This is a genomic window from Microbacterium sp. NPDC086615 (assembly GCF_040686055.1).
In the GTDB taxonomy this organism is placed as follows: domain Bacteria; phylum Actinomycetota; class Actinomycetes; order Actinomycetales; family Microbacteriaceae; genus Microbacterium.
On the sequence record NZ_JBFBJJ010000003.1, the window covers coordinates 243,672 to 266,202 of the forward strand.

Consider the following 22,531-nt stretch of genomic DNA (forward strand, 5'->3'; position numbering starts at 1 on the left):
GCAGGAGCGATCGACGACGATCCACCCCGCCGGCCCCACATGCCGACCCCGATTCCGACCGAGAGAGATGGCCCGCCGATGAGCTGGCGCATGCCGAGCGAGACCGCCCCGCAGACCCGTACCTGGATGGCCTTCCCTGCGGAGGGACCCACCCTCGGCGAGACCGACGCCGAACGCGAGGCCGGCTACGCGGCCTGGACCGCGGTCGCCCACGCCGTCGCCGAGTTCGAACCCGTCACGATGGTCGTCGATCCCGCGGAGGTCGCCCGCGCACGACGCATGCTGTCGTCCGAGATCGAGATCCTCGAGGCGCCGGTCGACGAGTTCTGGATGCGCGACGCCGGACCCTCCTTCGTCCTCGATCCCGAACGCCCCGGCGTGCTGGGGGCGGTCGCGTGGACGTTCAACGGCTGGGGCGACCACTGGTGGAGCGAGTGGCGCAAGTCCGCCGGCCTCGGACGCCTCGTCGCCGAGGCGGCCGGCGCCGAGCTCGTGTCGTCGCTCCTGGTGAACGAGGGGGGTGGCATCCACGTCGACGGCGAGGGCACTGTCTTGCTCACCGAGACCGTGCAGCTCGACCCGCGCCGCAACCCCTATGCCGACCGCGCGCGCGTCGAGGCCGAGATGCTCCGCACGATCGGCGCGACGCACGCGGTCTGGCTTCCACGCGGGCTGACCCGCGACTACGAGGACTTCGGTACGAGCGGGCACGTCGACATCGTCGCGACGATGCCCTCGCCCGGCGTCGTGCTCCTGCACGACCAGCGCAACCCCGCGCACCCCGACCACGCCGTCTCCGCCGAGCTCCGCGCGTTCTTCGCGGAGCAGACGGATGCCGTCGGCCGCCCGTTCGAGGTGCGCGACCTCCCGGCTCCCGACGCCCTGCGCGACGCCGACGGCGACACCGACTGGAGCTACGTGAACCACCTCGTCGTCAACGGCGGGGTGATCGCCTGCGGCTTCGACGAGCCCGAGGCCGACGATCGGGCGCGCGGCATCCTCGAGGAGGCTTACCCGGGACGCCGGGTGGTCACGGTCGACGCCCGCGAACTGTACGCCCGGGGTGGCGGCATCCACTGCATCACCCAGCAGCAGCCGGAGGTGACCGCGTGATCGAGGTCACCGAAGCGACCATCGCCCAGCTCGCCGCCGCGCTCGCCGCCGGCGAGACCACCGCGGTCGAGCTCGTCGACGCGCACCTCGCGCGCATCGCCGCGTACGACGGGCCGGACTCCGAGACGAGGCTGAACTCGGTCGTCGTGCTCAACCCCGACGCCCGGGCCGAGGCCGAGGCCTCTGATGCGCGCCGCGCCGCGGGGCAGGCGCGCGGCCCGCTCGACGGCATCCCGTATACCGCGAAGGACAGCTATCGCGTGCGCGGTCTCACCGCGGCATCCGGAAGCCCTGCCTTCGCCGATCTCGTCGCGCAGAGCGACGCGTTCACCATCGAGCGGCTGCGTGACGCGGGTGCCATCTGCCTCGGGCGCACGAACATGCCGCCGATGGCCAACGGCGGCATGCAGCGCGGGCTCTACGGGAGAGCCGAGAGCCCCTACAACGCGGACTACCTCACCTCGGCGTTCGCTTCCGGGTCGTCGAACGGCTCCGGGACGGCCACGGCGGCGTCGTTCGGTGTCTTCGGGCTCGGCGAGGAGACGTGGTCGAGCGGGCGGGCCCCGGCATCCTGCAACGGACTCTGCGCGTACACCCCGTCGCGCGGCGTGATCTCGGTGCGCGGCAACTGGCCGCTGGTGCCGACGATGGACGTCGTCGTGCCGCATACGCGGTCAATGGCCGACCTGCTCGCGGTGCTCGACGTCGTCGTCGCCGACGATCCCGACACGCGCGGGGACTTCTGGCGCGCACAGCCGTGGGTGCCGCTGCCGGCTGCGTCCGAGGTCCGGCCGGAGTCGTACGCCGCACTCGCGGCCGACGCCTCGCTGGTCGGCAAGCGGATCGGCATCCCGCGCCTCTTTCTCGGTACGGATCCGCTCGTCGGCACCGGTCCGAAGGGCGTGGGCGGGCCGACGGGGGAGCGCATCGAACCGCGACCGTCGGTGCTCGCGCTCTGGGAGGCCGCGCGGGCCGACCTCGAGGCCGCGGGGGCGATCGTCGTCGAGACGGATTTCCCGCTGCTGAGCAACTACGAGGGCGACCGCCCCGGAGCGCCGACGATCTCGACCCGCGGTCTGGTGTCGCCGGAGTTCCTCCGCCGCGAGATCGTCGACCTGTCGGCGTGGGCGTGGGACGACTTCCTCCGCGCGAACGGACACCCCGGCCTCGCGGTCGTCGACGGGGCGGAGATCTTCCCGCACCCCGAGGGGGCGCTGCCCGACCGATACACGGGCTTTGACGACGACATCGCGGAGTATCCCGCGTACGTGCGCGAGCACCCGGTGAAGGCGTTCACCGAGATCCCTGAGTTGGCTGAGGGTGTGCGGGGTCTGGAAGAGACGCGGCGTCAGGATCTGGAGGAGTGGATGGATGCCGAGAACCTCGACGCCCTGGCCTTCCCGACGCAGAGCGACGTGGCGCCGGCTGACGCGGACGTGAATCCGGCGTCGGCCGACATCGCGTGGCGCAACGGCGTCTGGGTCTCGACGGGAAACCTCGCGATCCGCCATTGCGGGGTGCCGACGGTGACGGTGCCGATGGGGGTGATGGCCGACATCGGGATGCCGGTGGGGCTGACGTTCGCCGGTCGGGCCTACGACGACACGTCATTGCTGCGATTGGGCGCGGCTTTCGAGGCGCTGCGTCCGCGGCGGGTGGTGCCGCCGCGGACGCCGGCGCTGGGGGGCGAAAGCGGGTGACTTTGCGCCTCGCGGCAGATGAATCTCACTAGACCCCCCTTGATTGCGGAGTAAGGGGGGTCTTTCCTACTCTAGTGAGAGCGCAGAAGACGCGGGTTGTGCTGCAACACCTGAGAAGCATCGGCTGGGTCTACCTGCGGGATGGACGGGGAAGTCACGAGCTGTGGGGGTTACCCGACGGTTCGCAGAAGGCGGTTGTTCCCGCGGGTCACCGCGAGGTTTCGGCCGGTGTGCTCCGGATGTTGGAGAAGGCGGGAGCGACGCTCCCCGACTCATGGAAGTGACGGGAGGAAGCATGGTTCGCAGGTTCGATGTCACCGTGGAGCGCGAAGGGCGCTGGTGGGTGTTCGAGATCCCCGAGCTCGGAACCGGTGGCCAGGCCGCTTCGCTCCGTGAGGTCGAGAGCGAAGCTCAGGGTGTGGCGGCGATGTGGCTCGACGTTCCGCTCACCGATGTTTCTGTCACGGTCACCGTCCACGGTGCGGAAGATCTTCTGGACGAATGGGCAGCAGCCGGTCGGGAAGAGGCCGAGGCGCGACGTGCCCAGGCTCGCGCGGCCGAACGCCGACGGGCCGTCATCGCGCAACTTCGTGCGCAGAGGTACTCCGCCCCAGACGTGGGGCGTGTACTGGGCATCAGCCCGCAACGCGTTCATCAGATCGAGAAGCGCAAGGCCTCCTGAGTCGGCGCGTCGCAGGGTGCGTGGAATGCCCCGTCGGTGACCTCGCCTTATCCCTCCGTCCTCCTCGTATCAGCACGTTCCGTCGACGAACGTGACCACCGTCGAGTTGCTCTTGTCGATCTCGCCGCGAGCCGACGTGACACCCGTCGCGACGGTGTTCGTGCCCTTGCGCAGGGTGCCGGAGGCGTCGAGCGTGAGGAGCGTGCCCACGGCCGTGCTGTCGGCCGGGACCGCGGCATCCACACTCCCTGCGGGGAAGGCGGAACCCGTGTCGGTCCACATCCGACGGTGCATGCCGGTCCCGTCGACCCAGGTCACACTGGTGTAGTTGCCGCTGTCGAGCTCGGCGAACGCCGAGGTGACGCCGGTGGCGACGGACGTCGTGACCCTGCGCAGCACGGCGTCGGGGCCGAGCGTGAGGAGCGTGCCGACGGCGATGCTGCCCGCCGGAACGCTCGCATCGACGTTCGATGCCGGGGAGGGGCCCGTGCCCGTCCACAGGCGTCGATGCATGCCGGTCGCGTCGGTCCAGGTGAGGGTCAGCGCATTGTTCTTGTCGAGCTCGGCGAAGGCGGACGAGACCCCGGTCGCAATGGTCGTGACGTCTTTCCGGAGCGTGCCGCCCGAGTCGATCGTGATCAAAGTGCCGACGACGACGCTGTACGCGGGGACGGTGACGTCCACGCTCGCCGCGGGGTACGCCGCGCCGACGTCCGTCCACATACGGCGATGAAGGCCTGACGCGTCGACCCACGTCACCGAGAGGTAGTTGCTCTTCTCCAGCTCGGCGAACGCCGACGTGACGCCGCTGGCGATCGTCGAGGTCCCGCGCCGGAGCACGCCGCTCGGGTCGAGGGTCACGAGCGTGCCGACGGCGCGGCTCCCGGTGGGGACCGTGGCATCCGTGCTTCCGGACGATGAGGCGGCACCGGTGTCGATCCACGTGCGGCGGTGCAGACCCTGCGTGGCGGTGCTCGTCGGCGAGGTGAGGGTGGCGGCGGCCGTGGCATCCGGGGCCGTCGCCGTCAGCGTGCCTGTCGTTCCTCCTGCCTGGACGCGGATGCGCGGGAGCGTGACACGACCGGCCGCGTCGGAGACACCGGTGAACGTGCTCGACCCGTTGGCGAAGTGATAGCCGGTGGAGGTCGTGGCGGTCACGCTCTTGCCGGGCCCGGCGACTCCGTCGACTGTGACCGTGACGGACGCCCCGACGATGTCGGTGCACACCGTGCCGCTATAGGAGGTCTGGTCGAAGGTGAGGGTCGTGGTCGTGGACGCGGATGCCATGGGCGCGAGCGTTGCGGCGGCGATGGCGGGGATCGTCCATGCGGCGCCGGCCAGGACGGAGCGACGATCGACGTCGGGAGGGAGGAGCGGTGACGGATCCGCGGGCGTGATCATGGCGGGGCCTTTCATCGGGCAGCGGGAACCGCTGATTGTCGCGCGATCGGCGGCGGCGGCAGCCTGGGGTCGGTCGCGCCGCGCGAAGGTGAGGGGGCTGCCTCCGGGTGGCTCCCCTCAAGGGCCGCGGAGGTCTCCGCCAGCGGATGGTCAGTCCCTTCACCTCGACGACGCTGTGTGCTCACCTGGTGCCGGCGCGGCATCCGTGCCCCCCCTGTGGACAACCCCCTCTCGTCGCGGGCGCTTCGCTAGCCTGGAGAACGACCGACGCCGAGGGGGGACCATGACGGAAGTCGCGGGAGGGCACGGGGGCAGTCACGGGAGGGCGTGGCCGTCGCAGCCCGAACTACTGACCGATACATCGCGGTGCCCATGGTGCTTCGCGCCGATCACGGCGTCGCCCTGTGCGACGTGCGGACTCGATCTCAGCGATCCGCGGACCTTCGACGTCCTCTCGTTGTCGCAGAACATCGCCGGTCTCGTCCACGCGCGCGACGAGGCGCTGCGGCTGATTCGTGAGGATGCCGCGGCGCGGGCACGCGCGGCCGTTCCCGAGCCCACGACATCGGCAGTCCCATCTGCAGGGCCGGTTCCGGCTGCTGCCGAGACGCCCGTTCCTCCCGCTTCGGTCCCGGTCTCCGGCCCAGCGGCTCCGATCTCTCCCCCCGGCGCACTCGAGCCCGCAGAGGAGCAGGGCACGTCGGTGCCGGTTCCCGACGCCGCGCCGGTCGAGCCCGCCGCGGGCTCCGGGCCTGCGCTGCCGGTGGCCGCTCAGGCGGCGGCACCCCCGACGTTCACGGCGCCCCCGGGGTTCGCCCCTCCGGGCGAGCTGCATCCGTCCCCGGACGCCGGGGCCGTCCCGCCTGCGGGCGGTCCGAGCGAGGTCGCTCCGAGCGGGCCGGCCTTCCCTCCGCCGAAACCCGACGAGCCGGCGAAACCGCGCCGCTCGGGCGTGCAGGTCTTCCTCCTCTCGGTCGGCGTCGTCCTGCTCGCCGTGGCCGCGGCGTTCTTCCTCACGGTGGCCTGGGTCAGCGGGGGTCTCGTCCTGCGCTCGATCATCGTGGGGGCTCTGACCGCGGGCGTGATCGTCACGGCATCCGTTCTTCGCCGTCGGCGACTGACCGCGACGGCCGAAGGGATCGCGCTCCTCGGGATCGCCCTCGTCGCCCTCGACGTGTGGGCCGTGCGCGCCAACGACCTCGCCGGCGCGTCCGGGGCGGATGCGCGCGTCTACTGGGGGTGGGCGGCGGTTCTCGCCGGCATCGCGTTCGTCGTCTGGGCGCGCCTCGCAGGCCTCCGCGCTCCGCTGTCCGCGGGCGTCGCGTCGCTGGCGGTGGGTCCGCCTCTCGTCGTGGCCGGTCTGCTCTCCCGCGACATCACGCTCGGGTGGTACGCCGCCGGACTGACGGTCCTCGTCCTCACCCTCGCCGCTCCGCTCGTGCGGCGGCTGGCCCGGGCCGACATCGGATCCGTCGCGATCGAAACCACGGCCCTTCGCGCGTTCGCGGGGATCGGCGCGATCCTCGCCCTGGTCTCCGCGCTCGTCCTCGACCCCGCGAGCGCGTGGACACCGGTCGCAGCCTGCGTACCCCTCGCGGTGCTGCTGGGCGTGCACGCGGGGGCGTTCCTGCGCACCGGTGCAGCACCGGTGGCCACCGTGGCGGCGCCGTTCGCGGTGCTCGCTCTCGGGTCCGGGGTGGCGACGACGGTCGTCCGTCTCGCGGATGCCACGGTCACCGTCACCGTTCCGCTCCTCGTCGCGGTGGTCGTCGCGCTCGCCCTTGAGGCCGTCGCGGCACGGCTGGGGGCTGGGGCTGCCCGAACGGCCCTGCTCGCCGGAGCCCTCACCGCTGCCGCGGGCGCCGCTCTGGCCGCGGTCGCCCCCGTCCTCTGGGCGCTCGCGGCGCTGGGTGCTCCGCTACGTCGCCTGCTCCCGCTGTTCGGCGAATCCGCGTTCGTCGTGAACGACGTGGATGCCACGAGCACGGCCGCGGTCATCTCGCTCGTCGCCGCGGTGGTGCTGGCCGCTCTCGTGTGGCGTCTTACCGGCCGCGGCGCGAGCCGCCGTGTCGTCGTGTGGTGGGCGGCGGCGGGCGTCCTGCTCCTCGTCGGCCCGCAGTGGCGCGTCGGCCTCGCGATCGTCCTCTGGTACATCGCGCTGGCGATCACCGGCGTGGTGCTTCTGCGGCGACGACGGGGCGGTGTCGCGGTGTCCGCCGTGGCGGGGAGCCTCGCGCTCCTGACCGGTTGGGTCCTGTCGTTCTCGTCGCCTCTGGCGTGGACCGTCGCGACGCTGGGGTTCCTCGTCGTGCTCTGGATGCTGGCATCCGTCACCCCGGCGGTACGCGTGCCCTCGACCGGGGTGTTCGTCGCTTTCGCGGCAGGCAGCGCGTGGCTCGCCCCCGCCGCCGTGCTCGAGGGGCTCGGTCTCGAGGTCCTCGGTCTCGGGCCGCTCGAAGCCGTCGGGTCTGTCGCGTCGATCTGCCTGCTGCTCGCCCTGGCGCCCTGGAGTGGTCCGCTCGCGCCTCCGCGTGGATGGGACGCCGGGCAGCGCGAGGCGGCTGCCTCCGTGGGACTCGCGATCGTCTTCCTGTCGGCGGCGGTCTTCGCGGTGTTCGGCAACACCGATCGCGCCGCGTCGACGTGGTGGACCGGGGTCGGCGTCGTGGCCACCGCGGCCGCCGCGTGGATCGTCCTCGGCCGCGCGTGCCGCGCCTGGGCGGCTCTGCGGCCCGGGGCAGCGGTCGTGTGGCCGCTGCTCGCGACGATGGCGGCTCTTGCGATCATCCGCCCGCTCGAGCCGGTCGAGCTGGTGGCGAGCGTCGCGGTCGCGTCCGTCGGCCTCCTCACCGCTGCCGTCGTGCTGGTCGTCCTGCGCGGTGACGTTCGCACGCGGATCCTCACCGACGCCGGAACCGCCGCGGTCGCTCTCCTGTCGGTGACGGCATTCGCCCCTCGCGCGGGTTTCTGGCTCCCGCTCCTGATCGTCGCGATCACCGCCCTGATCTGGTCCGTCGACGCGGACGGACTCTTCGTCTCGCGGGGTGTGCGGCGCCATCTCGTGTGGCTCGCGGTCGCGCTCGCGACGGGCGCGCTCTGGCTGCAGCTCTCGTCCGAAGGAGTCGAGACCGTCGAGGCGTACACGCTCCCGCTCGCGGGTGCTCTCGTGCTGCTGGCCGCCGCGAATGAGCGTGCGCGTCGCCGCGTCGGCGGGCGCTCGGTCGCCCCGCCCGCCGTGATCGCCTTCGCCGGGACAGCGCTGGCGCTAGTCCCCTCGGCGGTGACGGATGCCGAAGACACCGTTCGCGTGGTCGTCGCCGGTGTGTTGGGTGCGGTGATCCTCGTCGCCGGTTCCTGGGTTCGCCCGCCGCGGACGCCCGACGTGCTCCCGCTCGCGGTCGCCGCCGCGGGCGCGCTGTCGTTGCTTCTCGTGGGGGGTGCGCAGCTTCTCCACGCGGCGGAGCGCGGTGCATCCGGGGGCCCTCTCCTCGACGCGTTCGTGCTCGTGGTCGCCGCAGCCCTGACTGCCGCGGCCGTGGGCTGCGGGCGTCGTTCGGAGCCCTGGACGCTACCCCTCGGTCGAGGGGCGGTCATCGCGGCAGCGGTCGTTCTCGCGATCGGCGAGACGGTGCTCGTCGGCGTCGATGGCGGCCCGATCGTGCGAGCTGTTCTGGCGGTCCTCGTGCTCGGTGCTGCCGGCGCCGCGGTCCTGCGGGTCCGGCACGCGCTGGCGGGAATCCCGGTGGCATCCGTCCTCCTCGGTGGCGCGGCGCTCGTCGCCGTGACCGGCCTCGGCGCGGGCATCCGCCCGGTCGAGGGGATGACGCTTCCCCTCGCGGCCGTCCTCGTCGCGGCCGCAGCGGCGCTGCGCGCTCGGCCTCTCTCTCCGGTGGCCACGGGTCTCGCGAGCCTCGGGCTCGCCGTGGCGCTCCTCCCCTCTGCGGCCCTCGTCACCGACGAGCTCCCTCGAGCGATCTCGGTCCTCGCCGCCGCTGTCGTTCTTCTGCTCGTGGCGGCGCTCGTGACGCGCGACGTGCTGCGTCCGCTGGTCCTGCCGACGCTCGGTGTGGCGGCTCTGGCTCTCGTCGTCGCGGGCGGCGTGCGCGGGGTCGTCGACCTCGACCGGCCCGCCTTCGACGCGTGGATGCTCGCGGTGGCGGTCCCCCTCGTGGTGGTCGCGGTTCTTCTGCAGCGTCGGGGCGACGCCGTCCCGGCGTTCGCTTCTCCGTCGGCCGCGCTGACGGCGCTGGGATTCGCGGGGGTCCTCTCCGCGCTGCGGCTCACGGCCACGGGTGACGAGAGTCTTCGCGCCGCGCTGACGATCCTCGCGATCCTCGCCGTCGCGATTCTCTGGAGCGGCGTGCACCGCTCGCTCGTGTTCTGGGCCAGCGTGGGCGTCGCGGCTGCGGTGGGAGCGGTCGCCCTCGCCACGGGGTCCGGTGATCCGGTCGAACTCGTGACAGCGCCGATCGCGGCCGTGCTCGTGTGGCACGGCATCCGCTCTCTCCGCGCCCGTCCCGAGCTGCGCAGCTGGCCGGCCCTCGGCGTGGGGCTGGCGCTGCTGCTCATCCCGTCGCTGCTGTTCGACTTCGTCGGCGACAACGTGCTCTGGCGCGTGATCGGGCTCGGCGTGGTCGCCCTCGCCGTGCTGTTGGTCGGTGCGCGCTTCAGGTTGCAGGCCCCGGTGCTGCTCGGCGGTGTCGTGCTGATCGTGCACGCCGTCGCCCAGCTCTGGCCCTGGATCGCGTCGATCTACGAGAGCGTGTCGGGCCTGTGGTGGCTCTGGCTCGGGATCGCGGGTGTGCTCCTCATCATCGTCGCGGCCACATACGAGCGCCGCATCCGCGAGGTGAAGGCCGCGGCCCTCGCGATTCGCGCGCTGCGCTGACGCGCGATGCGGCGCTGCGCTGAGGTGGCGCGGCGGCGCTGCGCTGAGGTGGCGCGGCCGCTCAGCGCCGAGGCGGCGGACCAGATTCGGAGATGAGCAGCAGATTCGGATCGATGCACCGGGCAGGTCCGAATCTGACGCTCATCTCCGAATCTGCGCGTGTCGGAGGCCCACTGACGGTAACCGAAAACTCGAAGGAGCGTCCTCGCGTTGCCCGTCAGCCCTCGTAGCCCATCGGCATGTCGATGACCTCGAAGATCGCGGGCGCGTACCATCGTTCGCGCCCGCCCCTGCCGTGCGTTCCTAGGGAGCGGAGCCAGCCTCGCTTCTCAGCGTTCTTGATGAGCAGGCGTGTTCCTTGGTTGGTCATCTGGAGCTCGTCTTCGACTGACTTGACCGTAACGAACGGGTTCCGAACGATGATGTCGACGAGCCGCGGCAGGTTCGAACGCTCCTTGATGGCTTCCGAGTGATATCGCTCGCGAATGGAAATCAGCCTGCGGGAGCGGTCGACGGCGTCGTCAGCTTGTGCGCGAACGGCCTCGAGGAAGAACGTGAGCCATCCCTCGATGTCGGCTTTCTCACGCACGGCCTGAAGCCGCTCGTAGTACTCCTCCCGGTGGGTTTCGAAGTAGTTCGAGAGGTATAGCAGCGGCAGGGGAAGGCGCTTGCGTTCCATGAGAAGGAGGTTGATGAGCAGCCGCCCGATTCGGCCGTTGCCGTCGAGGAACGGGTGGATCGTCTCGAACTGGTAGTGCATGAGCCCGGCCTGCACGAGCGCCGGCAGGGCGCGACCGTCGTCGTTGACGAACCGCTCCCAATCCGCGAGGAGGTCGCCCAGGTGTTGGGGGAGCGGCGGTACGAATGTTGCGGACGTCGGCGTAGCGCCAGCGCGGCCCACCCAGACGGGGGAGCGTCGGAACTCCCCAGGCGATTTCTCCTCGCCCCGCACCCCAGTCAAGAGGGTTTCGTGGACCTGAAGGATCAGTCTCTGGGTGATCGGCAACGTTGCTGCCAACGTGTAGGCCTGATGCGTCGCCTGAAGATAGCGGTGGACTTCGGCGGTGTCGTCGTTGCGCGCGTCGGTGTCGATCTCTGCTTGGAACACCTCGGATAGCGATGCTTGGGTGCCCTCTATTCGAGAGCTCGCGAGCGCCTCACGCCGAAGGTACGGGCCGATGAGCAGGCTCGGGTCGGTGATGAGCATGCCCAGTCCCTGCAGATGTCCGAGAGCCGCGTCCGCTTCGGAGAGTGCGGCGACGACCACGCTCGACAGGTTCAATTGGCGCGGGATGGGCCTGGGGAGGTAATAGACGAACGCATCCTTCTTGCCGGGCTCGCGCGTGGCGTATCCGAATGCGGAGTCGACAAATCGGGTTGCATCCATGCATCCACGCTACAACTAACTGGGCGTTTCAGTTGGAGCGTCATGGCGCGGTTGTAACTCGAGTTGGAGCGTGAGCCTGACGCTCCAAGTGACTTGAACGTCGGTTGGAGCGTCGGTCCTCCTCCGCGCGACGCGGTCGTTTCTCGCGTCGACCAGTTTGGAAGAAACGACGAGGCCAACTCCCGTGCGCGCAGAGGTGGGCCGCATGTCTCGCCTCCGCCGCCATCATCCGCCGGCACCGAGGACTACGGCGCGCGGTTGGCTCTTCTGCGTCGCGTCAGCGGCGGATCCTCGGCGTCCGTCCCGGCAGGACGGGGACCGGATGCCGTGCCCTCGGCGCGCCGACCCCCGTCGGCCCGCGACTTCACCGCGGTGTCGCCGACGATCGCCTCGTCGCCGAGGTCGGCGGTGTCGCCGCCCACCGCCGCATCGTCAGCCCGCGCGGCGGCACCGCCCGCTGCCGCGTCATGAACGTCTGCTGTCTCGCCGCCCGCCGCCGCGCCGCCCGTCACCGTTGAGCCACCCGCCGTCGCACCCGTCGCCGCGCCCGCCGTCGCACCCGCGGCCGCCCCTGCCGTCCCACCCGCCGTCCCACCCGCCGTCCCACCCGCCGCGACACCCGCGCGCGCATCCGCCGCCGCCCCTTCCCCGGCGACGAAGTTCGCCACCTGCACCAGCGTCGGCCGCTCGCCGCGCCGCGCGAGGCGGCCGCGGCCGGCGATCATGGGCTCCGCGTAGAGCTTCGGCAGGATCGCGCCCTCGGAACGGTCGCCTGACATGATCAGAGCCGTGCCTCCGGTGTCGCGGATGCCCTGCAGCGCCGCATCGAACATCGCGCGCGCGGCGCCGGCCACCGGCCGGCTGACCACGACGTTCAGGCGCAGATCGCGAGCCGAGGCGAGGTAGGGCAGCAACGGGCGCAGGGGCTCGGTGCCGCCGGCGGAGAGGATGTCGAAGTCGTCGGCGATCACCAGGATCCGCGGGCCCGAGTCGCGGTCGCTCTGGCGTTTCTCGAGCTCGACGGCGATCGACTCGGCGAGCAGGCGCGCTTGTCGTCCCGACGACGCGTGTCCGCCGAGGTACGCGTCCGACACCTCCGACACCAGCTCCCCGCGCGCGTCCATGAGCGCAACGACGAGCTCTTCCGGGGTGTGCCGGTCGATCGTGCCGCGCACGATCCCGCGGAGGGCGGTGGTCTTGCCGCAGTGGCTGTCGCCCAGCACGAGCAGGTGCGGGTCGCGCGTGACGACATCGAGGAGCACGGGCTGCATCGTGTCTTGGCGGAGCCCCAGGGGCACGGCATCCGGTTCGTCGATCGCATCGGGCAGCTCGGCCGCCGACAGTTCTTCGGGCAGCAGGCGGATCGGCGCCGCCCCCTGACCGCCCCAGCGCGCCGCACTCTCGCGCGCGAGCTGTTCGAGCGCCTCGCCGGTGTCGCCGTCGTCGACCTCTTCGAGGAGGGGGAGGGCGATCTGCGCGAACAGCTTGTCGTCGGTGAGCACGCGGCCCGGCTGGTCGGCCTTGAGGGTCGTCGAGAGCTTGCGCGCGATCTGCGAATCGGCGGGATCGTTGAGCTTCAGTTCCAGGCGCGTGCCGATGAGGCCCTGGAGGTTCATCCGCAGCTCGTTCCAGCGCGAGAGGGCGACGACGACATGGATGCCGAAGCTCCCGCCCCGCTCCAGAAGCTGGGCGAGCGGCGCCTCGAGGTCGTCGAAGTCTTGGCGCAGCGCCCCGAGCCCGTCGACGAGCAGAACGACGTCGGCGCTCGGCAGCTCGGGCAGACGCCCTTGTGCGTGCTGGCGGCGCATGTCGGCGAGAGAGTCGAGACCGTGGTCGCGGAAGACGCGCTCGCGCGTCGCGAGCATCGCGGTGAGCTCCTCGAGCAGTCGCGTGAGGCGCTCGCGGTGCCCGCGCGTGGCGACACCGCCGACGTGCGGGAACGGCTCGATGCGGGCGAGGCCGCCGCCGGTGAGGTCCATGCCGTAGATGCTGACCTGGCGCGGCGAGTGCGTGAACGACAGCGACGCCGCGAGGGTGCGCAGGAACATCGAGCGTCCCGACTGAGGTGCTCCGGTGATCGACACGTGTCCGCCGGAACGGGTGAGGTCGAGCATCCACGGCGACTGCGTCTGCGTGGAGGGGTTGTCGAGGAGGCCCATCGGGGCACGGAGCGTCCCGGCGCCGTCGGCCTGCGGCAGCACGCCGCCGAGCGTGAGAATGGGCGGCAGCGGCGGCAGCCAGACCGGCCGCGTGCGGGTGACGCCGCGGGCGAGACGCTGGGTCGCCGCTTGCACGAGCGTGCGGCCGGTGGTCGGGGTCTCGGGCTCGGCGCTGTCGAACTCCTCGGCCTCGACCTCGTGCGCGGGGAGGTCGTAGGCGGGAAGCGGCAGGACCGGCGGGGCGTCGTCGTGCCGCGGTCCGGCCTCGACGGGGTCGGGAACCGGTCCCGAGACGTAACCGGCGCGGAAGCGGGTGTAGACCGAGGTGTCGACCTTCAGGTAGCCGAAACCGGGGATGGCGGGGAGGTGGAAGGCATCCGGGGTGTCGAGCACGACGGCCGACTCGGCCTCCGAGAAGGTGCGCAAACCGATGCGGTACGAGAGGTACGTGTCGAGACCGCGGAGGCGGCCACCCTCGATGCGCTGGCTCGAGAGCAGCAGGTGCACACCGATCGAGCGGCCGATGCGCCCGATCGTCAGCAGAAGTTCGACGAAGTCGGGCTCGGCGGTCAGCAGCTCGCCGAACTCGTCGATGACGAGGAAGAGGTGTGGCAGCGCGGGCAGGTCGGGTCGCTCGCGACGCATCTGGCGATAGTGACCGATGGATGCCGCGTTCCGGGCATCCTTCAACAGGCGCTGCCGACGCACGACCTCGCCCTGGATGCTCGACCGAGCGCGCTCGGTCAGCTGCGGGTCGTCGGCGAGGTTGTCGATGATGCCCGCGACGTGCGGGAGCCGCGAGAACGGCGCGAACGCCGCGCCCCCCTTGTAGTCGACGAGGATCATGCTGAGGTCGTCGGGCGAGTGGGTCAGGGCGAGCCCGAGGATGAGCGTGCGCAGGAGCTCGCTCTTTCCCGAGCCGGTCGCGCCGATGCAGATCCCGTGCGGACCCATCCCGAGCTGCGCCGACTCCTTGAGGTCGAGCAGCACCGGGCCGCCCCGGTCGTCGACGCCGATGGGCACGCGAAGGAACTCCGCGGCGCTGCGCACCCGCCACGAGGCCTTCACGTCGATGGCATCCACGTCGTCCACGCCCAGAAGCTGCGTGACATCGGGGGCGAGAGAGGTGCCGGCGTCTTCGGCGGAGGTGCGGGTGAGGCGGAGCCCCGTGAGCGGGCGCGCGATCACCTCGAGCGCCTCGCTCGAGACCGGGTCGATCCGGATGCCGGTTGCCGGGGCCTCACCCGAACCCGGTGTCTCGATCGTGGCGATGCCTTCCGCGACGGTTACGCGCACCCCGACGGTGGGGGTTCCTTCAGCCTGTCGTCCACCACGTGGACGACGGTGATGCCGAGGTCGGCCAGACTCAGCGCTGCGTCCAGACGGGGCACGGTGCTCGCCGCGCCGTCGCCCTCGTCGATGACGACGATCAGGCGGCCCGGCTTCGTGCGACGCCCCGCGCGCCGGGAGGCGGCGGCGGTCGCGACGCGGTCGCGGAGTTCGGCGCTCAGGAGTGAGAGGAGGTCGTCGAGACGGGGAGCGAGGCGCCGCGCGGCGACGGCTCCGGTCGGAGCAGCGTCCGACGACAGGTGGGGGACGAGGTCGAGTCCGCGCCAATCGTCCAGCCGGTGCGGCGCGACGACGGCCGCGATGTGCACGTCATCGGGCGAATGGAACGCGGCGATCTGGGCCACGAGGGCGCGCGCGACGGGCAGGGTGTCGGTTCGGTCTCCGACGATCGACACGTGTCCTCCGCCCTCCAGGTCGACGGTGGCGGGCATCCCCTGGGCGACCCCCGCGAGGCGGACCATCCGTTCCGCCGACTCGCGCATGACCGGGTCGAAGGGCTGCACCGGGTTCTGTTCGGCGGGCAGGGCCACCTCGACAGCCCGGAGGTCGCCCGTTCCGATTCGCACGCGCAGGAAGTCGGCGTCGCCGGGGCGTCGTTCCCAGCGCCGCGCCGGATCCGCTCCGATCTCGACGAGAGTGCCGGGGGCGGGGTTGAGGGCCAAGGCCGCGTCGCGTTGGCGGTCGGCCCGTTCCCGCACCGTCTCGCGCGTCTCCTCGAGGTAGTCGAGATAGCGCTCGCGCTGCACACGCCGCTGGCGCGCGGCGTTGCCCCGCTGCGTGAAGGCCAGGCCCAGACCGCCGACGAGCGCGACGACGAGGATGACGGCACCGACCACGACCATGAGCGGGTTGTTGCGCAGCAGCACGATCATGGTGATCGACGACAGACTCCCGACGATCGGCAGGAGAGACTGCAGCGGGAAGCCGGTCGGCCCTTCGCCGACCGGCGGGGGCGGCGCGAGCACGACGTCGTCGGCGGGCACCACGGGCTCGCTGATCCGCGCCGGGCGGTGCACGATCCGGACGTTCACGCGGCCGCCCCCTCGGCGCGCACCAGGGCAGCGGCCAGTCGCACGAGGGCGCGGTGCGTCAGCGAGCGGCGTGCGGCGCCACCCGCTCGCAGGCCCGGGTCGAACGGTACGGCGATCACGGGATGCGGCGTTCCTGTGGCGACGGCGCGGGCCACGGCGTCGCCCTCGCGGGCGTGGTTGACGAGCGCCAGCACGACTGTCGGCGCCTCCGGGAGGCCGGCGATCGCGGTCACCACGGACCGCGCGTGCTCGACCGGCGACCGACGTCCGTCGCTGACGAGGCACACGACGTCGCACAGCGCGGCGCACGCGGCGAGGTCGACGAGCGGATGCCGAACCCCGAAGTCCGTGATCGCGACGTCGAAGAAGCGGGTGATGGGGGCGGCCTCACCGAGCCAGGTGCCGACCGCGTCCGTGCTGTCGCGCGGGCGCAGCGCGACCACCCCGTCGGCGACCTCGAGTCCGGACAACGCCTCGGCGGTGGTGCGCGCTCCCGCGCGCGTCTCATTGGGACCGACGGGCGCGGCGCCGAGGCGTGCGCCGAGTCCGTCGTCACCGGACGAGACGTCCACCGCGAGCACGGGGGCGCTCCGCCGCGCGGCGACGGCCCGCGTGAGCTGGTGGGCGACCGTGCTCGTCCCGGCCCCGGGCGACAGGGACAGCACCCCGATGCGACGCGTGGTCGACAGACTGCCGCGGATCGCGGCATCCCAGGCGGTCAGTTCGATACGCCCGTTGGCGCCGCTGCCGAACACGGCGGCGGCGACGGCGCGGGCGTCGAGCACGGTCACGGCCGACCGCCGAACATCGCCAGCAGATCGGCGTACACGCCGAGGGCTCCGACGAGCAGGGGGAGCAGGGAGAGGACCGCGAGCGACTCGATGATGTTGCCCACTCCGCGGAGGCGTGCGCGGACGTGCGCGCGGGGGCGGACGAGCACCGCTGCCGCGATGATCGCGGCTCCCCCGACGGCCACGACGGTGCCGATCCACGCTCGATCCCCGGACAGCAGCACCAGAAGTATTGCCGCCGCGATGGCGCCGCCCGCCGCCCACAGGAGCCAGCCGTGCGAGCGGAGGGGGAAGGCGCGCGTGCGCAGCGCGGCGACGAGGAACAGGGCGAGCGCGAGCAGCTCGGTCCAGATCGTGCCGGAGAGGGCGAGGACCACGCCCGTCACGCCGATGATCGACGCGGTGGCCGCCACGCTCCACGTGAGCGCCGCGTAGGCCTCGTCGATCGCCGCGAAGGTGCGGCGGCGGCTGGGCGGCGATCCCTCGGCGGCGCGCTGATCGAGGTCGGTGAGGCCGGCTGCTCCCAGCGCGATCCAGGGCAGCGGGCCCGTCGCGAAGGCCGCCACGACGCCCGTGATCGCTGCTGCCGAGACCACGTCGACCCGCGCGAGCACCAGACCGAGGAGCAGCGAGGCAAGGACGGCGCCCACGGCGCCTCCGGCAGCCGCTCCCCGTCGACGATGAGCGACTCCCACGGCCAGTACGACGGCGGTCGAGCCGACCGCGATCGCCGCGGCGATTCCGGCGACGAGGGTGGCGGTGGCCGGGTATCCAGCGCCCGCGATCGCGGCGGAGGTCGCGGTGCCCACCGGTAGAACGAGTCCCGCGGCAGCCGCCGCCACGCACACCGACAGTCGGCGGAGACCGCCGAGACCGAGCGCGATCGTCACCCCGAGCAGGAACAGCGCGGCCCCGAGCAGGCTGAACGCGCCGACGGCCGGCGCGCTCCAGGGCGCCGTCCATCCGGCCAGGGCGAAGGCCACCGCGATCCCGACGGAGCCCGCGATCGCGCGTGAGCGGCCGTCCCACCGGTCGGGCCGCGCGTCGTGCGCGTCGGCGGCGGCGTCGGTGACGTCGATCACGACGGGAGGCGGGGGCGCGGCATCCAGTCGCACGAGGCGCACGAGCGAGCCGTCGACGAGGTCGAGCTGCTGCGGGGTCAGGGCGACATCGATCTGCTCACCGTCCGGCGCGACGACCGCGAGCGGCCGCGCCACGGTTCCCGCGGTCTCGCCGAGCAGGTCGATGAGGCGCGGGAGAGCCGCGCCGAGGGGCTCGGTACGGGGGACGACGACCTCGACACGGCGCTGCGCGCCCGCCACGGTCACGCGGGTGTAGATGCTCACGGGGTCTGGGCTCCGGTCGGGGTGGGGACGGTCGACGGGGTCTGCACGGTCGACGAGGTCTCCGCTCGCTCGCTCAGCAGCTGAGAGACGAACGACACCCCGACGCATGCGGCGCACGCGACGGCGGCGATGACGATCGTGCCCATCAGGCGCTTCGCGTGATCGTTGACGGTGCGGCGCTCGCCGATGTGGCCGTAGAGCAGGGCCGACCCCAGACGCATGCGCTGGATCTTCGCCTGCTCGATGAGCACCGCGTCGCGTTGGTCGGGCATCAGTGGCCTGCCTCTCGGATGGTCAACACGCGATCGCCGATCTCCAGCGTCACGTTCCCGGGCACGGGCGTGCGCTGGTGCGCGAGGAGCGGCGTCGATGCTCCGGCGCCGCGTACGAGCGTGCCGTTGGTCGAACCGAGGTCGGTGACCCACACCTGCCGACCGTCCCACTCGAGGCGCACGTGCGACTTCGACAGCGTGCGGGACATGTCGGCCCACCGGTACACCTGCGCGGGGGCGTCGGGCGGAGCGACCGGATCGCGGCCGAGCACCAGCGCCGCATCGAGCGAGAGGCGTTCGCCCGAGTCGAGAGCCAGGGTCGGCACCATCCCGCGTCGCGGACGGACGGATGCCGGGGCCCCACCGCCGTCGTCGGGGAACGCGAACGCGGCGATGGCGGGGGCGAACGGGTCGCGGCCGCGCCGGAGATCGTAGGCTCCCAGAGCTCCGCTGACGAGCGCGAGGAGGGGGCGAGATCCGGCCGCCGCTCCCGTCGACCGGCGGACGATGCGGATGTCGACGGTCGCCGCCCCGAGCGTGCGCCCGGTGCGGCCGAGCAGCCAGACCGCGACCCCGAGCAGGACGAGTGCAACGGCGATGAGGATCGCCCCCACGACGGGCAGACCGGCGATCGCGACGGCGATGCCCGCGGCCAAGACGGCGAGGGGCATCACGACGTCGAGCGCCACCGCGCCGATGAGCTGCCCCGCGTGCGCCCGCTGCGTGAACACGAGCGGGTCGACGTCGGCGAGGCGCAGCGCCTCGTTCGTGGTCATGCCGCCTCCCTGGACACCGACCAGTACCTTCTTCATGCGTCATTCATGCGTCTTGCCCGGCCCCGCGGGCTTGATCACGCGGGAAGTCTTCCCCTGAGGGGCGTCTTTTCTACATCTCGGGAGCGCGATCCGTGGCGCATCTCGCCCCGTTTTACGGACGGGTCCGGGAACCCCCGTGAAACGGCGGCGGCGTCGGACGCGAACGCCCGACGCCGTTCTGTCGCGTGTCAGCCGATCGACTCGACGGCGGCGCGAGCCTTGCCCAGCGCCGTCTGTGCGGCCTCATCGTTGCGCTCGAGGGACGAGCGCAGGGTCTGGATGATGCCACGCACCTCGGCGGCGGCGTTCTTCCAGCGCACCTCCTTGCCGTGGTAGTCCTCGGACACCCCGTCGGCGGCGTAGTCGGCCATCGCCGCCTGCACGTCGCGGTCGCGCTGATCGATCAGCGACTCGAGCTGGGCCGCGATGCGGTTGAAGTTGTCTTGAGCGTTCTGCGAGGCGGCGACCGAGTAGTCGCGACGATCTGCCTGGTTCACCATGCGGGCGTCTCCTTCTCTCAGCGTGCGCCGAAGCGCGCGGCGTCGAACGACGAACCGGACTCGAGGCTCGTGGTCTCGTCGACCATGGCCGCCTCGCCCTCCTGGAACGAGCGGTCCATGCCCGTGATGCCGGTGAGCACCCCGTCGAGGGAGAGTTTGAGCTCGGCCGAGATCTCGTCGGTGCGGGACTTGAAGCGATCGAAGGCCGCGCGGCCGGCGCCCTGGAACTGTCCTTCAAGAGGCTCTGCGGCCTCGAAGAGCTGGCGGACGAGCAGTGAGAGCTCGTCGCTCGAGCCCGATGTTGCCTTGCTCAGCACGCCCAGCGTGCTGGAACCCATTGCGAACTTCACGAGAGACCACCCTTCGGGTCGTGAATCGGGGATGACGAACGAGTCGACATTAATCAGGTCGGCACGGCCGAGGAAGCCGATGTGGATGACTCTCCCCAAACCCTCATCTTGGGGAGGAGGAGTCAGGAAGCGTTCTCGCGCGCTGCTGCTTTGGCCGCGCGCTTGAACTCGCGCACCTTGGTCAACGACTCCGGGCTCGTGATGTCGGCGACGGAACGGAACGACCCGTCCTCGCCGTACGGAGCGGCGGCGTCGCGCCACCCCGCGCCCGTGAAGCCGCGTTGTTTGCCCAGGAGCGCGAGGAAGATCTTGGCCTTCTGCTCGCCGAATCCCGGCAGCGCCTTCAGGCGCTTCAACACCGTCGCGCCGTCGGGGTCGTCGCGTGTCCAGATCGCCGCGGCGTCCCCTTCCCAGTCCTGCTCGATCGCGGCGCACAGCGCCTGGACGCGCTTCGCCATCGACCCCGGGAAGCGGTGCACCGCGGGAGACTGCGCGAAAGCAGCCGCGAAGGTGTCGGGGTTCTCATGCGCGATGGCCGCGGCATCCATCGATCCGGTGCGCTCCTGGATCTTGAGCGGTCCGGCGAAGGCGGTCTCCATCGCGACCTGCTGGTCGAGGAGCATCCCGATCAGCAGCGCGAGGGGATTGCTCGAGAGCAGGTCGTCGGCGGCGGGGTCGTCGGTGATGTGCAGGCTCATGCGTCCATTCTCGCGCGGACCCGCCCGGCTCACTCGGGCTCGGCGATCCACTTCCGCGCGAAAGGCACGGCATCCATCGTGTCCAGGTCGGCCGTGACCTCGGTGAGCTGTTTCTCGAAGTGCTCGACGTCTCCCGGCGGAAGCCGCTTCACGAGCGAGCCGTCCGCCCGTCGGATCACGACCTCGCTCACCGACGGCGCATCGGTCCCGGCGTCGAAGAGCCCCATGACCACCGTCGCGGCCCAGCGCAGGCCGTTGCCGGAGCGCTTCTCCCCGGCGACGCGGTACACCTCGGATGCGGGAGTGCTCATGGCATTCATCCTGCCCGACGGGGTGTCTGCTTCGTCGCCGACTTTCGTGCCAGCCGGAGGATCTGGGACGACCGGAGGATGGATGCCGGGGGCCGGTCCTCCGCTTGTCCCAGATCCTCCGCCGGTCACGCCCCCGCAGCCCGCCACGGGAGGAGTTTCGGCGGCGGGAGGGCGGATGCCGCGGCGGCGGTCCTCCGCTCCCGGAACCTCCTCCGCCGGCTCGCGGAACATGCCGCAGCCCGGTGCCGGTGCCAGCCGGAGGACTGGGGACGAAGGGAGGACGGATGCCGGGGCTCGGTCCTCCGCTCGGCCCAGGTCCTCCGCCGGTCACGGCGTGGCCCGGCCACTCGGCGGAACGCGTCAGCCCGCGTCCGCCACCGGACGCTCGGCCGAGGCGGCGGAGTCCGCGACCTCGATGCCGAACAGGGCCGACAGCGCGTCGATGTACTCGTCGGCGCGCCCGGTCTCGGCGAGCTCGTGCGCGCGCGTCGTCGGGGTGTGCAGCAGCACGCCGACCAGGTGGCGGAGGGCCTGCTCGGTCTGCCCGCCCTCGTCGCCGCGGGCGCGGACGCGCGCCACCTCGGCGTCGAGGACGCCGAAGACGTGCGCGCGCAGGGCGACGACGGCGGGGGTGATGTTCTTACGCTCTCCCACCGACACGAAGCGGCGTGCGGCGTCGCGGACCAGGTCGCGCGCGGCATCCGTCGCCTGCAGCTCTTCGAGCGGGGCGTGCAGGCGGATGGTCTCGAGGTCGAGCAGGTCGACGCCGGGCACCGTGGCGACGTCGGGGTCGACGTTGCGGGGCAGGCCGAGATCGATCACCAGACGGCGACCGGAGTGGTCGACCGGGCAGCCGGTCGCGGCGGGAGCGGCCGCTTCGACCGCGGTGCGGCCCGCGGCGAAGGTCGCGGCGCTGACGACGTGGTGCTCGCTCGTCGTGCACGTGATCACGAGGTCGGCGTGCGCGACGGCCATGGGGAACGTCTCGGCCGACACGGCGCGCAGGCCGTGCTTCGCGGCAAACTTGGCGGCGCGCCCCGAGGGGGAGTGCACTGAGATGTTCTCGGCGCCCTGGTCGCGCAGGGCGGCGACGGTCGCGGCGGCGTAGGCGCCGGTGCCGACCAGCAGCACGCGCTGCGTCGACCAGTCGGCGATGCGGCTGCTCGCGAGCTCGAGACCGAGGCGCACGAGCGAGCGCCCGGCGCGGCCGATCGCGGTGGAGTTCTTCACGCCGCGCTGAGCCTCGGATGCCCGCTGGAAGAGCCGCTCGAGCTCGGCCGACGTGGTGCCCTGTTCGCGCGACTCGGTCAGCGCGCGGCGTACCTGGCCGGCGATCTCGCCCTCGCCGACGACGACGGATTCGAGTCCGGATGCCACGGCGAACAGGTGCTCCGCGACCTCGCTGCCGCCGAGAACGGTGTACGAGCCCTCGAGCTCGCGAGCCGGGACGCCCGTGGCGCTCTCGATCGCGGCGAGGGTTGCTTCGACGCCGAGCGCGACACCCGCGGTGACCGGCTCGTCCATGTCGACGTACGCCTCGAAGCGATTGCAGGTCGCGACGACGACCGCTCCCTGCACGCACTCGCCGCCGTGCTCGGTGATCAGGGGTGCAACGGGGCTGCTGGGTACGCTGAGTCGCTCGAGGAGCTCGAAGGACGCGGTCTTGTGACTCGCGCTGACGCACAGCAGCACCCGATCATTCTACGCCCGGGGTGCGAGGGGTGTTCCGGACGGCCG

17 protein-coding genes are annotated in these 22,531 nt (G+C 72.0%); 4 read left to right on the plus strand and 13 right to left on the minus strand.

Annotated elements, in window-relative coordinates; all coding sequences use genetic code 11:
- The first annotated feature begins 78 nt into the window (after window positions 1-78).
- The 3 genes from AB0O24_RS05270 to AB0O24_RS05280 all read left to right on the plus strand — a co-directional run bounded on the left by AB0O24_RS05270 (window position 79) and on the right by AB0O24_RS05280 (window position 3,495).
- Complete coding sequence (locus AB0O24_RS05270; RefSeq protein WP_275797107.1) at window positions 79-1,113, plus strand: agmatine deiminase family protein; 1,035 nt, start codon at window positions 79-81, stop codon at window positions 1,111-1,113.
- Window positions 1,110-2,813: an amidase gene (locus AB0O24_RS05275; protein ID WP_363373096.1), complete on the plus strand. Its 1,704-nt coding sequence runs from the start codon at window positions 1,110-1,112 to the stop codon at window positions 2,811-2,813. Before AB0O24_RS05270 ends, AB0O24_RS05275 begins: the two co-directional genes overlap by 4 nt.
- Before the next feature lie 295 nt (window positions 2,814-3,108).
- The gene (locus AB0O24_RS05280) at window positions 3,109-3,495 is read left to right on the plus strand and encodes a helix-turn-helix domain-containing protein (protein ID WP_275800835.1); all 387 of its coding nucleotides are present in this window, start codon (window positions 3,109-3,111) and stop codon (window positions 3,493-3,495) included.
- A 69-nt stretch (window positions 3,496-3,564) separates the two neighbouring features.
- On the opposite strand, the gene AB0O24_RS05285 is transcribed toward AB0O24_RS05280, so the two are convergent.
- Complete coding sequence (locus AB0O24_RS05285; RefSeq protein WP_275800836.1) at window positions 3,565-4,896, minus strand: hypothetical protein; 1,332 nt, start codon at window positions 4,894-4,896, stop codon at window positions 3,565-3,567.
- A 703-nt stretch (window positions 4,897-5,599) separates the two neighbouring features.
- Between AB0O24_RS05285 and AB0O24_RS05290 the strand changes: the two genes are divergently transcribed.
- On the plus strand, window positions 5,600-9,784 hold the full coding sequence (locus AB0O24_RS05290) for a hypothetical protein (RefSeq protein ID WP_363373101.1): 4,185 nt from the start codon (window positions 5,600-5,602) through the stop codon (window positions 9,782-9,784).
- Between the two features lie 217 nt (window positions 9,785-10,001).
- On the opposite strand, the gene AB0O24_RS05295 is transcribed toward AB0O24_RS05290, so the two are convergent.
- The 12 genes from AB0O24_RS05295 to AB0O24_RS05350 all read right to left on the minus strand — a co-directional run bounded on the left by AB0O24_RS05295 (window position 10,002) and on the right by AB0O24_RS05350 (window position 22,486).
- Entirely contained in the window at window positions 10,002-11,171 is a 1,170-nt protein-coding gene (locus tag AB0O24_RS05295; protein WP_275800838.1) for a Fic/DOC family N-terminal domain-containing protein, read from the minus strand.
- 245 nt (window positions 11,172-11,416) lie between these two features.
- Window positions 11,417-14,626 carry a type VII secretion protein EccCb gene (eccCb, locus tag AB0O24_RS05300; RefSeq protein ID WP_363373103.1) on the minus strand — a complete coding sequence of 1,070 codons (3,210 nt, stop codon included), beginning with the start codon at window positions 14,624-14,626 and terminating at the stop codon, window positions 11,417-11,419.
- Window positions 14,617-15,711 carry a hypothetical protein gene (locus AB0O24_RS05305; protein ID WP_363373106.1) on the minus strand — a complete coding sequence of 365 codons (1,095 nt, stop codon included), beginning with the start codon at window positions 15,709-15,711 and terminating at the stop codon, window positions 14,617-14,619. The genes eccCb and AB0O24_RS05305 overlap by 10 nt, the downstream gene beginning before the upstream one ends.
- Window positions 15,708-16,502 carry a hypothetical protein gene (locus tag AB0O24_RS05310; protein WP_275800840.1) on the minus strand — a complete coding sequence of 265 codons (795 nt, stop codon included), beginning with the start codon at window positions 16,500-16,502 and terminating at the stop codon, window positions 15,708-15,710. Before AB0O24_RS05310 ends, AB0O24_RS05305 begins: the two co-directional genes overlap by 4 nt.
- On the minus strand, window positions 16,499-17,848 hold the full coding sequence (locus AB0O24_RS05315; RefSeq protein ID WP_363373110.1) for an EsaB/YukD family protein: 1,350 nt from the start codon (window positions 17,846-17,848) through the stop codon (window positions 16,499-16,501). Before AB0O24_RS05315 ends, AB0O24_RS05310 begins: the two co-directional genes overlap by 4 nt.
- Window positions 17,845-18,120, minus strand: coding sequence for a hypothetical protein (locus AB0O24_RS05320; protein WP_275800842.1), 276 nt, complete (start codon window positions 18,118-18,120; stop codon window positions 17,845-17,847). Before AB0O24_RS05320 ends, AB0O24_RS05315 begins: the two co-directional genes overlap by 4 nt.
- Entirely contained in the window at window positions 18,120-18,932 is an 813-nt protein-coding gene (locus tag AB0O24_RS05325; protein ID WP_363373113.1) for an FHA domain-containing protein, read from the minus strand. Before AB0O24_RS05325 ends, AB0O24_RS05320 begins: the two co-directional genes overlap by 1 nt.
- A gap of 191 nt (window positions 18,933-19,123) precedes the next feature.
- Window positions 19,124-19,435 (minus strand): pore-forming ESAT-6 family protein, encoded by a 312-nt coding sequence (locus tag AB0O24_RS05330; protein WP_058614903.1) that lies wholly within the window; start codon window positions 19,433-19,435, stop codon window positions 19,124-19,126.
- 17 nt (window positions 19,436-19,452) lie between these two features.
- Window positions 19,453-19,884: a hypothetical protein gene (locus AB0O24_RS05335; RefSeq protein ID WP_307384501.1), complete on the minus strand. Its 432-nt coding sequence runs from the start codon at window positions 19,882-19,884 to the stop codon at window positions 19,453-19,455.
- A 23-nt stretch (window positions 19,885-19,907) separates the two neighbouring features.
- Complete coding sequence (locus AB0O24_RS05340) at window positions 19,908-20,483, minus strand: HhH-GPD-type base excision DNA repair protein (RefSeq protein WP_275796111.1); 576 nt, start codon at window positions 20,481-20,483, stop codon at window positions 19,908-19,910.
- A gap of 29 nt (window positions 20,484-20,512) precedes the next feature.
- The gene (locus AB0O24_RS05345) at window positions 20,513-20,794 is read right to left on the minus strand and encodes a hypothetical protein (protein ID WP_275796109.1); all 282 of its coding nucleotides are present in this window, start codon (window positions 20,792-20,794) and stop codon (window positions 20,513-20,515) included.
- Between the two features lie 360 nt (window positions 20,795-21,154).
- Window positions 21,155-22,486: a glutamyl-tRNA reductase gene (locus AB0O24_RS05350; RefSeq protein WP_363373118.1), complete on the minus strand. Its 1,332-nt coding sequence runs from the start codon at window positions 22,484-22,486 to the stop codon at window positions 21,155-21,157.
- Between the last annotated feature and the right edge of the window lie 45 nt (window positions 22,487-22,531).